Genomic DNA, 15,261 nt, shown 5'->3' on the forward strand with positions numbered 1-15,261 from the left:
CCGCGGTGGACACCGTGGCGAGCCGGTCGTGACGTTCGGTCGGGACAGGGGCGACGCTCAGTGTTCGGCCGACACGGGGGTCGGCCGGGCGGGCACCACCTGGCGATAGATCTCCAGTGTCTCGTCGGCGACCAGGTCCCAGGAGTAGCGGTCACACGCTCGGCGCCGCCCGGCCGCACCCATGGTCTGCCGCCGGTCCGGATCCTCGAGCAGACAGGACAGCGCCCGCGCCACCGGCGCGGGTTGTGGAGCGACCTGCAGGCCGGTGACCTCCGCGACCACGGTGTCGAGCATGCCGCCGACCGCGCCTGCCACCACCGGCACACCGCAGGCCATCGCCTCCAAGGCCACCATGCCGAACGGCTCGTACCAGGGAGCGCACACCACGATGTCGGCCGAACGCAACAGTTCGGGCATCCGGGTGTGCGGTATCTGCCCCAGTAACCGGACCCGATCGGCGACCCCGGATTCGGTGGCGAGCCGGCGCAGCCGGTGCAGCTCGACCTCCTCGCTGCTCCCCGGCACCCGCGGCGCGTCCGCAGGGAGGATCGCCGCATGATCGAGCCCATCACCGCCCACGGTGTCCAGATCCGTCTCCATGCCCCGGGACCCGCCGGCGATCAACAATTCGGTGTCCGGCAGATACCGCAATGCGCGGATGACGGTGTCGAAACCCTTGCGCGGAATCGGACGCCCGGCCGACACCAACCGGCGCCGACCCCCACGCGGCACGGCCGGACCGTCCGGATGGAACAGCGATGTGTCCACCCCGCTCGGCACCACCGACACCCGGTCCCGCGGCACTCCCAATCGTCCGAGTTCGGATACCTCGTCGCGGGAGGTCGCGATGATCCGGTCGGCGCGGGCGGCGATCAGACGCTCGAATTTGATTCGACCGGTCGGGCTGGTGTCGGCGACGCCCAGGTGACGGCGTTCGACCGACCCCAGGGTGTGATAGGTGAGCACCACCGGAATACCGAGGCCGCGGACCGCGAGCTCGGCGGCGGTTCCCGACATCCAGAAGTGCGCGTGCACGACATCCGGTGGTTCGGCCGACCAACGCCGGCGCAGGAAACTCGCGAAATCACCGAGATGCGGCAGGATATCGTCCCTGGGGATGGGTTCCCGCGGACCGGCGGGCACATGCACCACGCGGTATCCCGCCCCGGTCACCACCTCCATATCGGTCACCGGGTCATCGCGGCGGGTGTAGACCGTGACGTCGTGTCCGTATCGGGCGCAGGCGGCTGCCAGCTCGCCCACGTGCACGTTCTGTCCGCCGGCGTCTCCACCCAAGGGAGAGAGCGGATTGGCGTGCTCGGAAACCATGGCGATTCGCACGAATTCCTCCCTTTCGACCGTGGCCTTCCGGCCGGAGCCGTCCCGGCCCGCACGGCCGGTCGGCGAGGATCACCAGATCGACGCGATGAGCGCGACTGCCACCGCCACGAACAACGCCACCAACACCACCACCACGACTACGGTGAGCATCCCCGTTCGGGGGAAATGGTGCCTGGTCTCTGGTTCGGGCGCGGACAGTCCGGAGGTCTGCGGGGTATCGGGTGGGGTCGAACCCGGCGGCACTCCGCCACCGGGTTCCAGATCGGGGGTCTCGGCCGGGTCGGGATCCATGGATGACATAGCGGCTCCCTACTCGCCGTCGTTGTTCGGCACCTCGGGGTCGTTCGGTCGTTTTCCGGTCACCTTGCGATAGAGGACGACCGCAGCGACCAGCACCACGAGGGCGACGATCACCAGTAACTCCATATGCCGCGCATACCCCGTTCCACGTCCGTCAATCGGGTGAGAGCGCACCGGTTTCCCGGTCGTTCCGTCGCCGATCGAAAGGCCTGTTCACCGGGGCGGTTTAGCGCGTTCGGAGGCGGGAAGCCGCCCGAACGAGAGCGAGTGAGAACTCGAGCGGGTCGTCGACCCGTCGGAGTGGATCCACGAAGGAAGTCGTCGCGTGAGCGAGGAGGACAGGGTGGACCGGAATACCGATCGATCATCGGGGACGCCCGCCGCGTCGGACGGGAGTCGCCGTCCGGTGGGTGGAGACCCGAGCGGTGGTCAGGAAAAACAGCGCCAGTTGGACCCGCACCGGCAGGACCGCGAGAGCGGTTATCTGACGACGCAGCAAGGGGTACGAGTGGACCACACCGACGACTCGTTGACCATCGGCGAGCGCGGTCCCACTCTCCTCGCGGATTTCCACGCCCGGGAGAAGATCACCCACTTCGACCACGAACGCATACCGGAACGGGTGGTGCACGCCCGTGGAGCGGGCGCCTACGGCTATTTCCGGCCCTACGACGACTGGCTCGGTGAGTACACGGTCGCGAGATTCCTCACCGATCCGTCGGTGCGGACTCCGGTGTTCGTCCGGTTCTCCACCGTCGCCGGTTCGCGGGGATCGGCCGATACGGTGCGCGATGTCCGTGGTTTCGCCACCAAGTTCTATACCGAGCAGGGCAATTACGACCTGGTGGGCAATAATTTCCCGGTCTTCTTCATCCAGGACGGCATCAAGTTCCCCGATTTCGTCCACGCGGTCAAACCCGAACCGCACAACGAGATCCCGCAGGCCCAGTCCGCGCACGATACGCTCTGGGATTTCGTGGCCGAGCAGCCGGAGACACTGCACGCGATCATGTGGCTCATGTCCGATCGCGCGCTGCCGCGCAGCTATCGGATGATGCAGGGATTCGGGGTGCACACCTTCCGGTTGGTGAACGCCGAGGGGCGGGGCACCTTCGTGAAATTCCACTGGAAACCGCGGCTGGGTGTGCATTCGCTGCTGTGGGACGAATGCCAACAGGTGGCCGGCCGCGACCCCGACTACAACCGGCGGGATCTGTGGGAGAACATCGAGGAGGGGAATTTCCCGTGCTGGGAGCTCGGTGTGCAGTTGGTGCCGGAGGAGCAGGAATTCGATTTCGATTTCGACCTGCTCGACTCCACCAAGATCATCCCGGAGGAACAGGTACCGGTGCGTCCGGTGGGTGAACTGGTCCTCAACCGCAACCCGGACAATTTCTTCGCCGAGACCGAACAGGTCGCTTTCCACACGGCGAATGTGGTGCCGGGTATCGATTTCACCAACGATCCTCTGCTCCAGATGCGCAACTTCTCCTATCTGGACACCCAACTCATCCGACTCGGCGGGCCCAACTTCGCGCATCTGCCGGTGAACCGTCCACTGGCCGATGTGCGCACCCACCAACAGGACGGATACAGCCGCCACGATATCCCGCACGGCGAGGCGTTCTACACGAAGAACACCATCGGTGGCGGCTGCCCGGCCCTGGCCGACGAAGGCGTTTTCCGCCACTACACCCGCCGGGTCGAGGGCGATACGATCCGTGCCCGAAGCGAGAGCTTCCGGGAGTACTACCGGCAACCGCGGATGTTCTGGCGCAGTATGTCCGAGCCGGAAGCCGAGCACATCGTCTCGGCATTCGCCTTCGAACTGGGTAAATGCCGACGGGTGGAGATTCGCGCCCGGGTGCTGGATCACCTGGTTCGCATCGATTCCGATCTGTCCACCCGGGTCGCCGAACAACTCGGCCTGCCCGCCCCGGAGCCCGTGCCGGTGGACGAGGTGCCGATCTCGCCGGCGCTGTCGCAGTTGAACGCCCCGCCGCGGACCATCGCCACCCGCAAGATCGCGGTGTTGGCCGCCGACGGGGTGGACATCGAAGGGGTGGAGCGGCTGCGCGCGGCATTGCGCGATCGCGGCGCGACCGCGGAGGTGCTCGCCGGTCACGGCGGTGAGCTGAGTGGTGCCGACAGCGGCGTTCTGGCCGTGGACAAGATCCTGGCCACCATGGCGTCGGTGCTCTACGACGGGGTGATCGTGGCCGGAGGAGCGACCGCGGCGCGCACCATGGCCGATGACGGTCCCACGGTGCATTTCGTCGCCGAGGCATACAAACACGCCAAACCGGTGGGCGCCATCGGCGCAGGTGTGGAGGTATTGCGCTCGGGCGGCATCGTCATCGAGGCTCCGTTCGGTGAACCCGGTGTCGACGCCAACGGTGTCGTGGTGAGCGCCGGGGAGGGGGCCCAGGTGTCCGATCGGTTCGTCGAGGCATTCGCATCGACACTGCAGAAGCATCGGGTCTGGCGACGCGAGACCACCACCATTCCCGCTTGAGCGCCATCGTTCCCGTTCGGGTGCGAGCGGACGAAACCGTTTCGACGGTGGGGCGAGCCGCGACCGGCCCGGCTGCCCGGGGCGCGTCGCCGCGTGGGTCTGTCGGCCCCGCATCCGCGTCTCAGTCCGTCGGGGCCGTCCGGTCACCGTTCGGGCGCCGGCGGCGACGATGGCTGGTATCGCACAGCGGGTAGGTACGCGAGCGTTTACACAGGCAGATCGCCACCAGGAAACGATCCGAGCGGATGGTGTCACCGTCGGCGGTGACCAGCTCCACCGGACCGTCTACCAGGGCCGGGCCGTCGTCGGTGAATCGGATTCGGGTGGGCTCGGCGGGTGGATCCGCGAGGTGGTTCCTCTCGGGGCCCGTATCGATCCGGTCGGCGTGGTCCGAGACCGGTGGCGGCTCGCTCCGCTCCGGTCGTGGTCGACCGCGGTCCGGTATCGGATGCTCCGGGCGGTCTCGCTCTCGGAGCGGTCGGTCGGTCATCACCTCGTCCCGAGCGGAGGCACCCGGTACGCGGGCGTCGTGCGCACCGGGGGTGTGCAGGCCGGCCAGCAGCTCATCGGGGTCTATCGGCACGGATCACCACCAACTCCTCGTATCGCTGCTCGGGGTGGATGAGGCCTGTGGCCCGCAGCCAGGCCCGCCGCCGACGCATCACCGGCCCGAAAGGGATCGTTGCGCGGGCCACCACGGTGGCCTTCAACCCACCCGCTCGTAACTGGTCGAGGCTGATGTCGGTGCCGGAGATCGCGGAATGCACGATCAGCGCGATTCCACGGTGGTCGAGGACCCGCGGGATCATGGCGCACAGCGGGTCGAGGACGGCCCGACCATGCCGCCCCGCGTCCCAGGCGCGGGCCGCTCGGCTCGTCGGCAGCGGATGGGCGGAGGGAACATAGGGCGGGTTGGCCAGGACCACGTCGAAACGGCGGTCCCCGACGACCCGGGTGACGTCCCCGCACAGCAGTTCCAGCCGCACACCGCGGATTCGACTGTTGAGCCACGCCGATGCCACCGCGGCCCGCGACATGTCCACCGCGGTCACCGAAGCCGCACCCGACCGCGCTGCGTGGATGGCGAGTGCGCCGGTGCCGGTGCAGGCGTCCAGCACCCGCGCACCGTCCGGTAGCGCCGCCTCCGTCATCGCTCGGGCCAGCAGCCAGGTGTCCGGTTGTGGGCGATACACCCCGGGAGCTCGTACCAGCACACGCCTCACCACCCATCTGTGCGCAGCGAAGAGGTACCGGACCGCCAGCACCGCAGCAGCGCGTCGGTGCAGCGGTCCTCGAGCAGATCGGTCGCCTGGATACCGAACACCACCGAGGCGGCCAGTTCGGGTTCGTGGGCGAGCGCATCGGCGATCACGTCCCGACGAACCACCTGTTCGTGCACGGCGTCGGCCGTCACGTGTTCGCGGTAGAACCGCAGACAGGCCGGATGCGCCCGCAGGCGTTCCAATGCCTCGACCATGAGCCGGGACGCGGGCGGGGAGGTGATCTCCACGGAGGCGAAATGACCGATCATCGCGCCGCGCAGCGATCGGCGCAGACCGAACAGCGACATCATGTCGACCAGGGCGAGCATCGGCGCGGGAACGATATCCAGATAGTGCAGATACCCCTCGTCCAGTGCGGCTCCGTGTAGCAGATCGGCGTACAGGCGCGCATGCACCCGATCACCGCGGCCGCCGCCGAACTCGTCGAACTCGATCGCCACCAGCCCGGCCTTCGCCTGGCCGCGCAATCGCGGGATCACCCATGCGACCGGGTCGGCCTCCTTGTGGTGGTAGATCGAGCGGTGTACGAAGTACTCTCGCATCTGCCACCAGGTGCCCTCGTCCCGCAGCCACCGGGGTACGCCGCCCACGGCCGGCGCGGTGAGCAACCGGTCGAGTTCGGCGGCCACATCGTCGCCACCGGGCACATCGGCGCGCAACGCCGCCAGGAACCGCCGCTCGAGCTCCGTCCGCAGCCGTAGCAGCCCGATATCCCACTCCCAGTCGGCGTCCACTCCGTCGAAACCCTGATAGTGCAGCTCGTAGCAGGTGTGCAGGGTGAGATGAAAATCCTCCCCATAGGGGTCGATGTCGTCGCGGGGTTCGGGGACGGGCCGTCCCGGTGCTTTCGATAGCAGTTCCATCAATTCTGCCGACAGCGGGCCACGGGGCAGGGGTAGGCGAGCGGCCCGGGTGCCGACGGAGAGCGTCTCGGTCATGGGTACACCTCCTGGCGACCGCATACCCCCGTTCCCGCGCGGCAATCGACCCGCCCGCCGCATGGTGGCGCATCCTTCGGACGAGAAGGCGCGTCCCCGCGATCCCGGATTCACCCGGGTGGCGGGGGATACGGCCCGGAGCGCAACAATCGGGCCAGATGGGCGGCATTGCGTGCCACAGTGGCAGTGGTGGTGGCGACGGCTTCGGGCACCTCGTCCAGATCGATGTAGTCGACCCCGCTCATGGCTTCGCCGTTCCAGTAGGTCCCGCCCTGGGCCGGCACCGTGAAGCCGATATCGTTCAATGCCTGGAACAGATCGGCGGTGATCTTGTGCGCCCCGTCCTCGTTCCCGACCACCGCGGTGATCGCCACCTTGCCGAACATGGCCGGTCGGCCGGCGTCATCGATTTCCGACAGTTCCGCGTCCAACCGTTCCAGTACCCGCTGCGCCACCGACGACATATGTCCCACCCAGGTGGGGGTGGCGACGAGCAGGATATCGGTTGCCGCAATCCGTTCTCGGATTCGTGGCCACTCGTCGCCGTCACCCTCGTCGATGGTCACACCCGGCCGGATGTCGTGATCGACCACCCGGATCACGTCACCACACACCTCGTGTCGGGACAACTCCTCGAGAACGTGTCGGGCCATGAGATCGCTACTGGATTCGGCCGGTGATTTCTTCAGGGAACAGACCAGAGCGAGCGCGGTCGGTGGGGCCATGTACGAACCTCCGGCATCCTTCGGCCGGCCGACCGTTCTCGGCCGGTTTCTCTCGCGATAGCCGCCCGGCGACGGAACAAACATCGCTCGCTTCCGGGGTGCGCCGACGCGGGGAAGCGACCGTAACCGAATCGAGCCCGAGGAATATCAGCAGTTCGGCGGCCTACCGGGGCGGGAACGGCCGATTCCGTGGTGTACAGGCGAGGTTCTCCCGTGCCAGAATGAATTCAGGTTGAAGTATGCAGCCGAACCCGGAATCGTGTGCGCTGGTCTCCGAAGCGTTATGACGGGCGAGGCCCGTTCACCTCGTCGGCATCATACGTAATTCGTCGCACACGGCCGGAAACCCCCTGCCATAGGGAAGGGTTTCATATGTCGGTTACCGCCACTGCATATCAGCTCGAGGAATCGCGTCGGCACGAGCCGCGTATCTCATCTACGAGTCGAATATGGTCTCGGCGAAGTACGGATCACTCCGAATGTGTGATGGCCCGGGTGGAAGGGGAATTGGACGCGGTCCTGCTCGATGATCTGCGGGCGCTGCTCGTGTCCTGCCACTCTGTCGGTTGCCGGGTGGCGATCCTCGATCTGCGGGCCACCACCTTCATGGGCATCCGAGCCGCCACGATGTTGGCGGAGGCCAAACTCGACGCCTGGCGTGCCGGGGTGGAATTGCGGGTGGTCAGCGGACGAAAAGAGGTCGAACGGGCCTTGACGGTCGCGGGCGTGCGGCACCTGTTCCGCTACTACCCCACACTGCGCGCCGCGCAGGTGTGTTGACGGCGCCACCACATACCGATCACCCCACCCGAACGGCCACGGACGGCCGGCGGTGAAACCGGTGCGGGTGGGCGGAGTTCGCACAAACATCCGAAACCGACGATAATCGAGCGGTGATGGAACGTGATGCGGCCTCTGCCGTCGAGGCCGAGGTACTCGACCGAATCATCGGGTCGGGCACCCCGCAGCGGGTCGGCGCTTTCCAGTTCTGGTTCGAAGGGGAGCGCTGGGAGTGGTCCGCGGGGGTGGCGGAGATGCACGGTTATCCGGCCGCGCCGATGACGCCCAGCACCGGCCTGTTGTTGAGCCACAAACACCCCGACGACCGGGAACAGGTGGCCAGCGCACTGGCCAAATCCATCGCCAATGCCGAGCCGTTCTGCAGCAGTCATCGCATCGTGGACATACACGGCGAGACCCGCAATGTGATCGTCGTCGCCGACACCATGGCCGACGATCAGGGCGCCGTCATCGGCACCGCGGGCTACTACGTGGATGTCACCGAGACATTGGAGGAACACCGTAAGGAGACACTGCACGGCACCCTGCCGCAGTTGTACGCCTCCCGCGCGGTGATCGAACAGGCCAAGGGTGCGTTGATGGTCGTCTACGGCATCAATGCCGACCAGGCGTTTCGAGTGCTGATCTGGCGCTCCCAGGAAACCAACATCAAGTTGCGCGTGCTGGCGGAGCAGTTGGTTTCCGAAATAGGTGGACTCGAATACGCCTCGCCTGCCCTGCGCACCGAGTTCGACCACCTACTGTTGACCGTGCACGAGCGCATCCCCGGGGACTGATCGGACGACACCGGGTTTCGCTACCGGCCCCCCGGGTAAGTGCGCATGTGACAATCGCCGACGAGCAGGACCGACAACAAGGCGTCACCGATGGATGGTCTGGATGACCGACCGGGTCGACGCCCCGACCGCCGTGGGCGGGAGGCACAACAAGGTGGTGGTGGGTATGGTGGAACGTGTCGCGGAATCCGCGGACACGACAACGATAGGAGTGCGAATACCGGCCAAGCTGGAACAGCTGGTCATGTTACGCGCACTGGCGGAGACGGTCTCCTTGATCGCCGATTTCGGGCTCGACGAAGTGACCGATATTCGGCTCGCCTTGGACGAGGTGGCCACCTCGTTGATCGTCGATGCCGCCCCGGACACCACTCTGGGGTGCGATTTCACCTACGACGACCACCGTATGACCGTGCATGTGACCGCGACCGCGGTTTCCGATTCGTTGCAGCACCAGGAGAGCTTCGGCTGGCATATCGTGCGGACCTTGACCCGCTCGGTCGAGGTGGTTCAACAACCCTATGACGCAGTGGCAGGTGGTTATCCGACCGATGTCGAGTTCACCTGGGCCAGAGGAGGATCGGATGGTGGATGAAGGACCTCGGGTGGATCCCGGGCCTTCGCGCCGCCATCGCGGCAACGACAGCTACGACGATATCGAACCGCTCTTCGGCAAACTCGCCGAAGTGGCGGAAGGTGACCCCCGTCGGGCCGCGATACGCGACGAGGTGATCGACAGGTGTCTACCGCTGGCCGAACACATAGCCCGGAAATTCGCCGGGCGCGGGGAATCGTACGACGATCTGTTGCAGGTGGCCCGGCTGGGGCTGTTGCACGCCGTGGACCGGTTCGACGTCGCCCGCGGGTCGTCGTTCCTGTCGTTCGCGGTCCCGACCATTATGGGCGAGGTACGTCGGCACTTCCGGGACAACACCTGGTCGGTGCGGGTGCCGCGCCGGGTGAAGGAGATTCAGCTGACGCTCGGCCCCACCGTCGAGACGCTGTCGCAGCGGCTCGGTCGAGTGCCACGGGCCCGGGAGATTGCCGCGGAACTCGATATCGACGTGGTGGAGGTGACCCAGGCGCTGATCGCCGGTAACGCCTACCAGACCTCCTCGCTGGATTCGGGTACCGGCGGCGAGGACGGCGACAACACATCGTTGCCGTTGGTGGAGTCGCTGGGTGTCGAGGAGCCGTCCTACGGTTGGGTGGAGGACTATCTGGCGGTCGAACCGCTGCTCGAGGAATTGTCCGATCGAGAGCGTGAAGTGCTGCGGATGCGGTTCTTCGAATCCAAAACGCAATCCCAGATCGCCGAGCGGCTCGGAGTATCGCAGATGCATATTTCGCGCATCCTGTCCCGAACACTGGGCTGGTTGCGTGAGCAGGCGCTGCGGGACTGAACGACCTTCCGCCCCGATCCGTGGGGCGTTCGGTCGTGGCGGCTGTCCCGTCGTACCGAGGGAGGTTCCATGAGTGTGCGGTACAACCGACCGGTGCGACCCGTCGGTCCTGCTGTCGGCCCACTCGGTGAACCGTTTCCGAATGTGCGGCGTATCGCCGTGCTGCGGGGTGGGGGACTCGGTGACCTGTTCTTCGCCCTGCCCGCGCTGGAGGCCCTGCGGGCGGCCTATCCGAACGCCGAGATCGTCTTGCTCGGTTCCCGCCTGCACGCCCGTCTCCTGGAGGCCCGGCCGAGTCCGGTCGACGAGGTGATCGTGCTGCCGGAGTCGGACGGTAACGGCGCCGAGCCGGCCGAACGGGAGATCGAGGACTTCCGGCAGCGGGTCTGTCACCGGCCGGTGGATCTGGGTGTGCAGTTGCACGGTGGTGGCACCTGGTCGAATCCGTTCCTGCTGCGGTTGGAGCCGCGATTCACCGTGGGCTGTCGTGCCGAGGGCGCGGAGCCGCTCGACCACAGCGTGCCCTTCCGCTACTACCAGAACGAGACCATGCGCGCGTTGGAGGTGGCGTGCGCTGCGGGTGCGCCCGCGGTGGTGCTGGAACCGCGTATTCGGGCCACCGCCGCCGATATCGCCGCGGCCGATCGGGTGCTCGGTCTCTCGGATCGGTCGTTGATCACCATTCATCCTGGGGCGAAGGATCCGCGGCGCCGCTGGCCGGCGAGCAATTTCGCCGCCGTGGCCGCCGAATGTGTGGACCGCGGGCTCGATGTGGTGCTGGTGGGCGCCCTGTCCGAAATCGATCTACTCGACAGTGTGGCCGTGGAGGCGCGGGCGCGGGCCCCGCAGCGACCGGATTGTGGGGTGCGGCAATTGGTGGGGTCCGATATGTCCGTGCTGTGCGGTGTGCTCGCGCGCAGCGCGGCGTTCGTCGGCAACGACAGCGGGCCGCGGCATCTGGCCCGGGCCCTCGACGTGCCCACTGTGGGGGTGTTCTGGGCGGGAGATGTGATCAATACCGGGCCGATCGGCCGCACCTGGGATCGGGTACTCATCTCCTGGCGAGCCGATTGCCCGGTATGCGGTCGGGATATCACCGGCGAGACGGCGCCCCGGTGTCCCCACGATGCCTCGGTGGTCGACATGGTGTCCGTCGATCAGGTGCGGTGGGAACTGTGCGATGTGCTCTCCTCGGTCCGTACCTCGTCCGGTGAGCGCGAGTTCGGCGCCATCCGGGTCGGCAACCACAGGTGACCGTTCCCGGTCGATCCGGCCGGTACCGAGACCGAGCTCGGCGGTACACCGTTGGGCGGCGTCGTGTGAATATTGCGGTCCCCGCGCTGCGTCCGGTCGGGGTGACGGGCACCGAGGATCGGTGGTGGGCGCCGCTTCCGATCGGCGATCGAGTTCGAGATCATCGGCCGAGACGGATACAAGGAGCCACCGGTGGTCCACCGATCACCCGTCGGATCGGTCGGACTCGACATGGGGCCGGATATGCGCCATATCCGCCACGAATGCCCGATATGCCGCGTCCCGGTCCGGTGCCCGCAGCACCGACGACGGGTGGACCGTGACCAGCACCCGGTAGTCCGCGGTGGGCGCCGATCCGTCGGGATTCTCAGGGGTTTGTCGTGGTGGCGGTACGACCTGGCCGCGTATTTCGGTGACCTTCACCGAGGGATCCAGTATCGCCTTGGCCGCCACAGCGCCCAGGCACACCACGAGTTCCGGTGCCACCAGGTCCAGTTCGGCCGTCAACCAGGCCGAGCACGCCACCACCTCGGTCCGGGTGGGTTGTTGATGGATGCGGCGTTTGCCGCGTTCGGTGAACTTGAAATGCTTGACGGCGTTGGTCAGGTACAGCATGTCGCGATCGAGGCCCACCTCCGCCAGGGCCCGATCCAGTAACCGACCGGCCGGACCCACGAAAGGGTGTCCCTCGCGATCCTCGCGATCACCCGGCTGTTCTCCGATCAGGACGATTCGGGCGCGCTCGTTTCCCTCGCCGAATACCGTCCGGGTGGTGTCACGGTACAGATCGCAGCCTCGGCACTTCGCCGCTGCCGCCCGGAGCGCGGGTAGGTCCGCGTGCGCCGGCACGAATTCGGCCGCGCCGGGCGCGGGCATCAGCGCACCCCACCGAGGAGGTGTCGCGGCCCTACGGTGCGGTCCGGTGGGTTCGGGAACCGCCTGTTGCGCATGCCGCTCCTTCCGCCGGTCGCATACGGGCGGGATCGATCCGCTCTCGGTCTACCCGACGTCGGTGACGTGAAACCGTCCGGCACGAGGTGTGCGGCGGATGCGCGCCCCACATCGTTGTCGGTCGTCGACGGCCGGTCACCGCGGGTGGGTCGGCGTTTCCGCCGCCGTCGACGGCCGGTTTTCGGGCCCCGACTCGGTGTGCAGCCCATCTTCGACGGTAACGGCCTCGAATTCAGTGAAGTACGAACGGATCTATCACCGAGATGAGGAGGTCGTATGCGTAGGAAGCCGGCCGCCGCCGCGGTGCTGGCCCTTACCGCGGCGGCGATTTTTCTGCCGGCCGGGCCTGTGGCGGCACAACCGGACGACGACGGTGGATCGAATCTCATCGCCACGGGGTTTCCCGACGGTGAGTTCTCGATCGTCGACGAGGAATCCGGATTGTGCCTGACCTCCCGAGCGAGCAGGGACATCGAGCGGGGGGACGCGCCGAAGACCTCTCGAGCCGCCCACACACGCACCCCGACCGTGCACACCCGTACGTGCGACGGTTCGCAGCGGCAGCGTTGGTACTTCGACACCAGTGGGGCGGGGCCCTACTCTCGGGGGCGCTTTTTGCTGGTCAACGCGGTCGAGGAAGATACCGGTGGTCGCTTCGCCCTGACCTATCGGCGTGATCTCTTCGGTTCACGGGCCGATGTCGCCCTGGTGGGAATCGGCTCGAGCAATGCCTTGGCATGGCAGTTCCAGGACGGCTACATCTTCGAGCGGGGCCGGCCGCGCTCGGTGATCGCCCACCTTCCCGACAGCGGAAAACCCATCATGGCCACCCGCGGTAGCGGCCCGCACCAGCGCTGGCATTTCCGGACGGCCGAATAACCCGATCATGGCCGGCGCGGCGGGTCGCCGAGCTGCGCAGAATTTTGTATCGGGGGGTATACGAAAACAAACCGGTCGGCATAGAATATCGCCGTAGAAAATTGTAATAATACGTGGTCGGGGTCTGGAGGGAAGACCATGACCGTTCCGCGACCGCAATTCCCTCCTATTTCGGGATCGAGTGTCGTACGGAACGTGTCGGCAACACAGCCGGTGCCGTTGTCCACCGGACAACGGGGACTGTGGCTGGCGCAGCGACTGTGCCCCGATGTACCGATATGCGAGGCCCAATACATCGAACTTCGCGGTGACCTGAATGTCGACCTGCTACGGGAGTCGGTGATTCGAGCCGCCCTCGAATTCCAGTCGGGATATCTGCGGCTGGTGGAGGTCGGCGGGGAGCCGTATCAACTGTTCGACCCGTCTCTGGAGTCGACGGGAGCGATGCTCGATCTGCGGGCCGAACCCGACCCCATGGCGTCGGCGCTGCGCTGGATGCGCCGCGAATGCACCGCGCCACTGGATATGACCCGGGATCGGTTGATCGCCTCGGGGCTATTGCGGGTCGGCGACCGGCATTACCTGCTGTACAGTCGGATCCACCACGTCGCCTTGGACGGCTATGCGGCGATGACCATGGTGAATCGGGTTGCGGCCCTGTACACGGCGGCACTACAGGGCCGCACACCGGAGCCGAACCGGGCGGCGGACCTGGCCACGCTCTACGCGGCCGACCGCGATTATCGGGAATCGAAGCGATTCGCCGACGACAAGGCGTACTGGGTGAACAGACTCGCCGACATAGACGGCGAGGAGACCACCCTGGCCGCCGGCTCCGCGCCGGCATGTGCGGACAGCGTGGTCGCGATCACCGAACTGCCGCCGTCGACAGTAGCGCGAATCGCTGATTCCGCACAGGCATTACAAGCAAGCCCGGCCGCGGTGGTGATCGCCGCATTCGGATGTTATCTGGCCCGGATGACCGGTAGAGAACAAATTCTCGTCGATATTCCGGTATCGGGCCGGACAACGGCCGTACTGCGCAGGTCCGGAGGGGTATTCGTCAATGTGGTCCCATTTCCGATGATACCCGCTGCCGCAGATACGGTCCAGACGCTGATACGGCGGGTGCAATCCGATCTTGTGGGGGTATTACGACATCAGCGGTGCGGTATCACCGATATTCGCGAGGCCACCGGTCACAGCCGGCAACGGTGGTTCGCGGGGCCGGTGGTAAATGTCATGTTCTTCCCGCAGGCCATTCGATTCGGCCCGCTGACCGGGGAATTTCATATACTCAGCTCCGGACCGGTCGAGGATTTGCTCGTAGATCTGTATCAGACCGGGGACCCGCCACGAACAATCCTGCATTTTCTGGCCAACCCCAACCTGTACACGCAATCCGCGCTCGATGCGCGTCGAGCCGAATTCATGGAATTCCTCGACGCTTTCACCGCCGCCGAGCCGACCGCCGACATCGATCGGATTCACCCCGACAGCGTTCGCGAAGCCGTTCGAAACCGGCGTCGTCGAGAAGATCTCGCATTCTGGCGAACCGCTCTCGCGGACCTTCCGGTCGAACTTCCGTTGCCGGTGGATCGGCCCCGGCCTGCGGTGGCGTCGTATCGGGGGGCCACACTCGATTACACCCTGAACGCGGATGTGACCGAATCGCTCGGTCGACTCGCGCGTCGGTGCGATTCGACGCTGTTCATGGTGATGCACACCGCGCTGGCGGTGCTGTTGGCTCGAATGAGCGGTAGCACGGATATTTCGATCGGCACACCGATCACCGGGCACGGCCCGGCCGAATTCGACGACGCGGTCGGCGCATTCGTCAATACTTTGGTTCTGCGCACCGAGATCGATTCCGGTGAGCGGTTCGTCGATGTGCTCGCCCGGGTTCGGGGGATCGATCTGGTGGCCTTCGAACACGCCGATATCCCGTTCGAACAGTTGGTGGATCGGCTCGCGCCGCAACGCTCCCGGGCACGCCATCCGCTGTTCCAGGTGATGCTGGAAGTCCGGGATCACGCACAGGTTGAACCCGCGCCATGCGGTATCACCACCCCGGCAAGGGGACCGACCGATGAAA

The 15,261-nt window shown here is 66.3% G+C and carries 15 protein-coding genes; 8 read left to right on the forward strand and 7 right to left on the reverse strand.

Going from position 1 to position 15,261, the window contains the following annotated elements; genetic code table 11:
• Positions 1-57: 57 nt before the first annotated feature.
• Together ON32_RS09085 and ON32_RS09090 are read right to left on the reverse strand one after the other, a co-directional pair.
• On the reverse strand, positions 58-1,341 hold the full coding sequence (locus tag ON32_RS09085) for a glycosyltransferase (protein WP_040790389.1): 1,284 nt from the start codon (positions 1,339-1,341) through the stop codon (positions 58-60).
• Positions 1,342-1,410: 69 nt separating this feature from the next.
• On the reverse strand, positions 1,411-1,641 hold the full coding sequence (locus ON32_RS09090; RefSeq protein ID WP_040790390.1) for a DUF6480 family protein: 231 nt from the start codon (positions 1,639-1,641) through the stop codon (positions 1,411-1,413).
• A gap of 406 nt (positions 1,642-2,047) precedes the next feature.
• Between ON32_RS09090 and ON32_RS09095 the strand changes: the two genes are divergently transcribed.
• Positions 2,048-4,156 carry a catalase gene (locus ON32_RS09095; protein ID WP_040790410.1) on the forward strand — a complete coding sequence of 703 codons (2,109 nt, stop codon included), beginning with the start codon at positions 2,048-2,050 and terminating at the stop codon, positions 4,154-4,156.
• A gap of 121 nt (positions 4,157-4,277) precedes the next feature.
• On the opposite strand, the gene ON32_RS30800 is transcribed toward ON32_RS09095, so the two are convergent.
• The 4 genes from ON32_RS30800 to ON32_RS09115 form a co-directional block, all read right to left on the reverse strand.
• The gene (locus tag ON32_RS30800; RefSeq protein WP_373284286.1) at positions 4,278-4,739 is read right to left on the reverse strand and encodes a CDGSH iron-sulfur domain-containing protein; all 462 of its coding nucleotides are present in this window, start codon (positions 4,737-4,739) and stop codon (positions 4,278-4,280) included.
• Positions 4,720-5,370: a HemK2/MTQ2 family protein methyltransferase gene (locus tag ON32_RS09105; protein WP_040790412.1), complete on the reverse strand. Its 651-nt coding sequence runs from the start codon at positions 5,368-5,370 to the stop codon at positions 4,720-4,722. Before ON32_RS09105 ends, ON32_RS30800 begins: the two co-directional genes overlap by 20 nt.
• 5 nt (positions 5,371-5,375) lie before the next feature.
• Positions 5,376-6,377 (reverse strand): iron-containing redox enzyme family protein, encoded by a 1,002-nt coding sequence (locus ON32_RS09110; protein WP_040790391.1) that lies wholly within the window; start codon positions 6,375-6,377, stop codon positions 5,376-5,378.
• A gap of 110 nt (positions 6,378-6,487) precedes the next feature.
• Positions 6,488-7,102: a flavodoxin family protein gene (locus ON32_RS09115; RefSeq protein WP_040790392.1), complete on the reverse strand. Its 615-nt coding sequence runs from the start codon at positions 7,100-7,102 to the stop codon at positions 6,488-6,490.
• 372 nt (positions 7,103-7,474) lie between these two features.
• Here ON32_RS09115 and ON32_RS09120 point away from each other — a divergent pair, with 372 nt between their 5' ends.
• From ON32_RS09120 to ON32_RS09140, 5 genes are all read left to right on the forward strand, one after another.
• Positions 7,475-7,882 (forward strand): STAS domain-containing protein, encoded by a 408-nt coding sequence (locus ON32_RS09120; protein ID WP_040790393.1) that lies wholly within the window; start codon positions 7,475-7,477, stop codon positions 7,880-7,882.
• Positions 7,883-7,998: 116 nt separating this feature from the next.
• Positions 7,999-8,679 carry a PAS and ANTAR domain-containing protein gene (locus ON32_RS09125; protein ID WP_040790394.1) on the forward strand — a complete coding sequence of 227 codons (681 nt, stop codon included), beginning with the start codon at positions 7,999-8,001 and terminating at the stop codon, positions 8,677-8,679.
• A gap of 103 nt (positions 8,680-8,782) precedes the next feature.
• The gene (locus ON32_RS09130) at positions 8,783-9,274 is read left to right on the forward strand and encodes an ATP-binding protein (protein WP_245550898.1); all 492 of its coding nucleotides are present in this window, start codon (positions 8,783-8,785) and stop codon (positions 9,272-9,274) included.
• Positions 9,264-10,082, forward strand: a complete 819-nt coding sequence (locus ON32_RS09135; RefSeq protein ID WP_040790395.1) for a SigB/SigF/SigG family RNA polymerase sigma factor — start codon at positions 9,264-9,266, stop codon at positions 10,080-10,082. Before ON32_RS09130 ends, ON32_RS09135 begins: the two co-directional genes overlap by 11 nt.
• 69 nt (positions 10,083-10,151) lie before the next feature.
• Positions 10,152-11,336 carry a glycosyltransferase family 9 protein gene (locus ON32_RS09140; RefSeq protein WP_051133040.1) on the forward strand — a complete coding sequence of 395 codons (1,185 nt, stop codon included), beginning with the start codon at positions 10,152-10,154 and terminating at the stop codon, positions 11,334-11,336.
• Positions 11,337-11,540: 204 nt separating this feature from the next.
• Here ON32_RS09140 and ON32_RS09145 read toward each other — a convergent pair whose 3' ends face one another.
• A complete protein-coding gene (locus tag ON32_RS09145) occupies positions 11,541-12,212 on the reverse strand; it encodes a UdgX family uracil-DNA binding protein (RefSeq protein WP_040790396.1) in 672 nt (223 codons plus the stop codon).
• Between the two features lie 351 nt (positions 12,213-12,563).
• On the opposite strand from ON32_RS09145, the gene ON32_RS09155 reads away from it, so the two are divergent.
• Both ON32_RS09155 and ON32_RS09160 read left to right on the forward strand, forming a co-directional pair.
• Positions 12,564-13,166, forward strand: a complete 603-nt coding sequence (locus tag ON32_RS09155) for an RICIN domain-containing protein (RefSeq protein WP_040790398.1) — start codon at positions 12,564-12,566, stop codon at positions 13,164-13,166.
• Between the two features lie 195 nt (positions 13,167-13,361).
• Positions 13,362-15,261: condensation domain-containing protein (locus ON32_RS09160; protein ID WP_245550900.1), on the forward strand; the 1,900-nt coding region annotated here is incomplete at its 3' end.

It is taken from the genome of Nocardia paucivorans NBRC 100373, assembly GCF_000308675.1.
In the GTDB taxonomy this organism is placed as follows: domain Bacteria; phylum Actinomycetota; class Actinomycetes; order Mycobacteriales; family Mycobacteriaceae; genus Nocardia; species Nocardia paucivorans.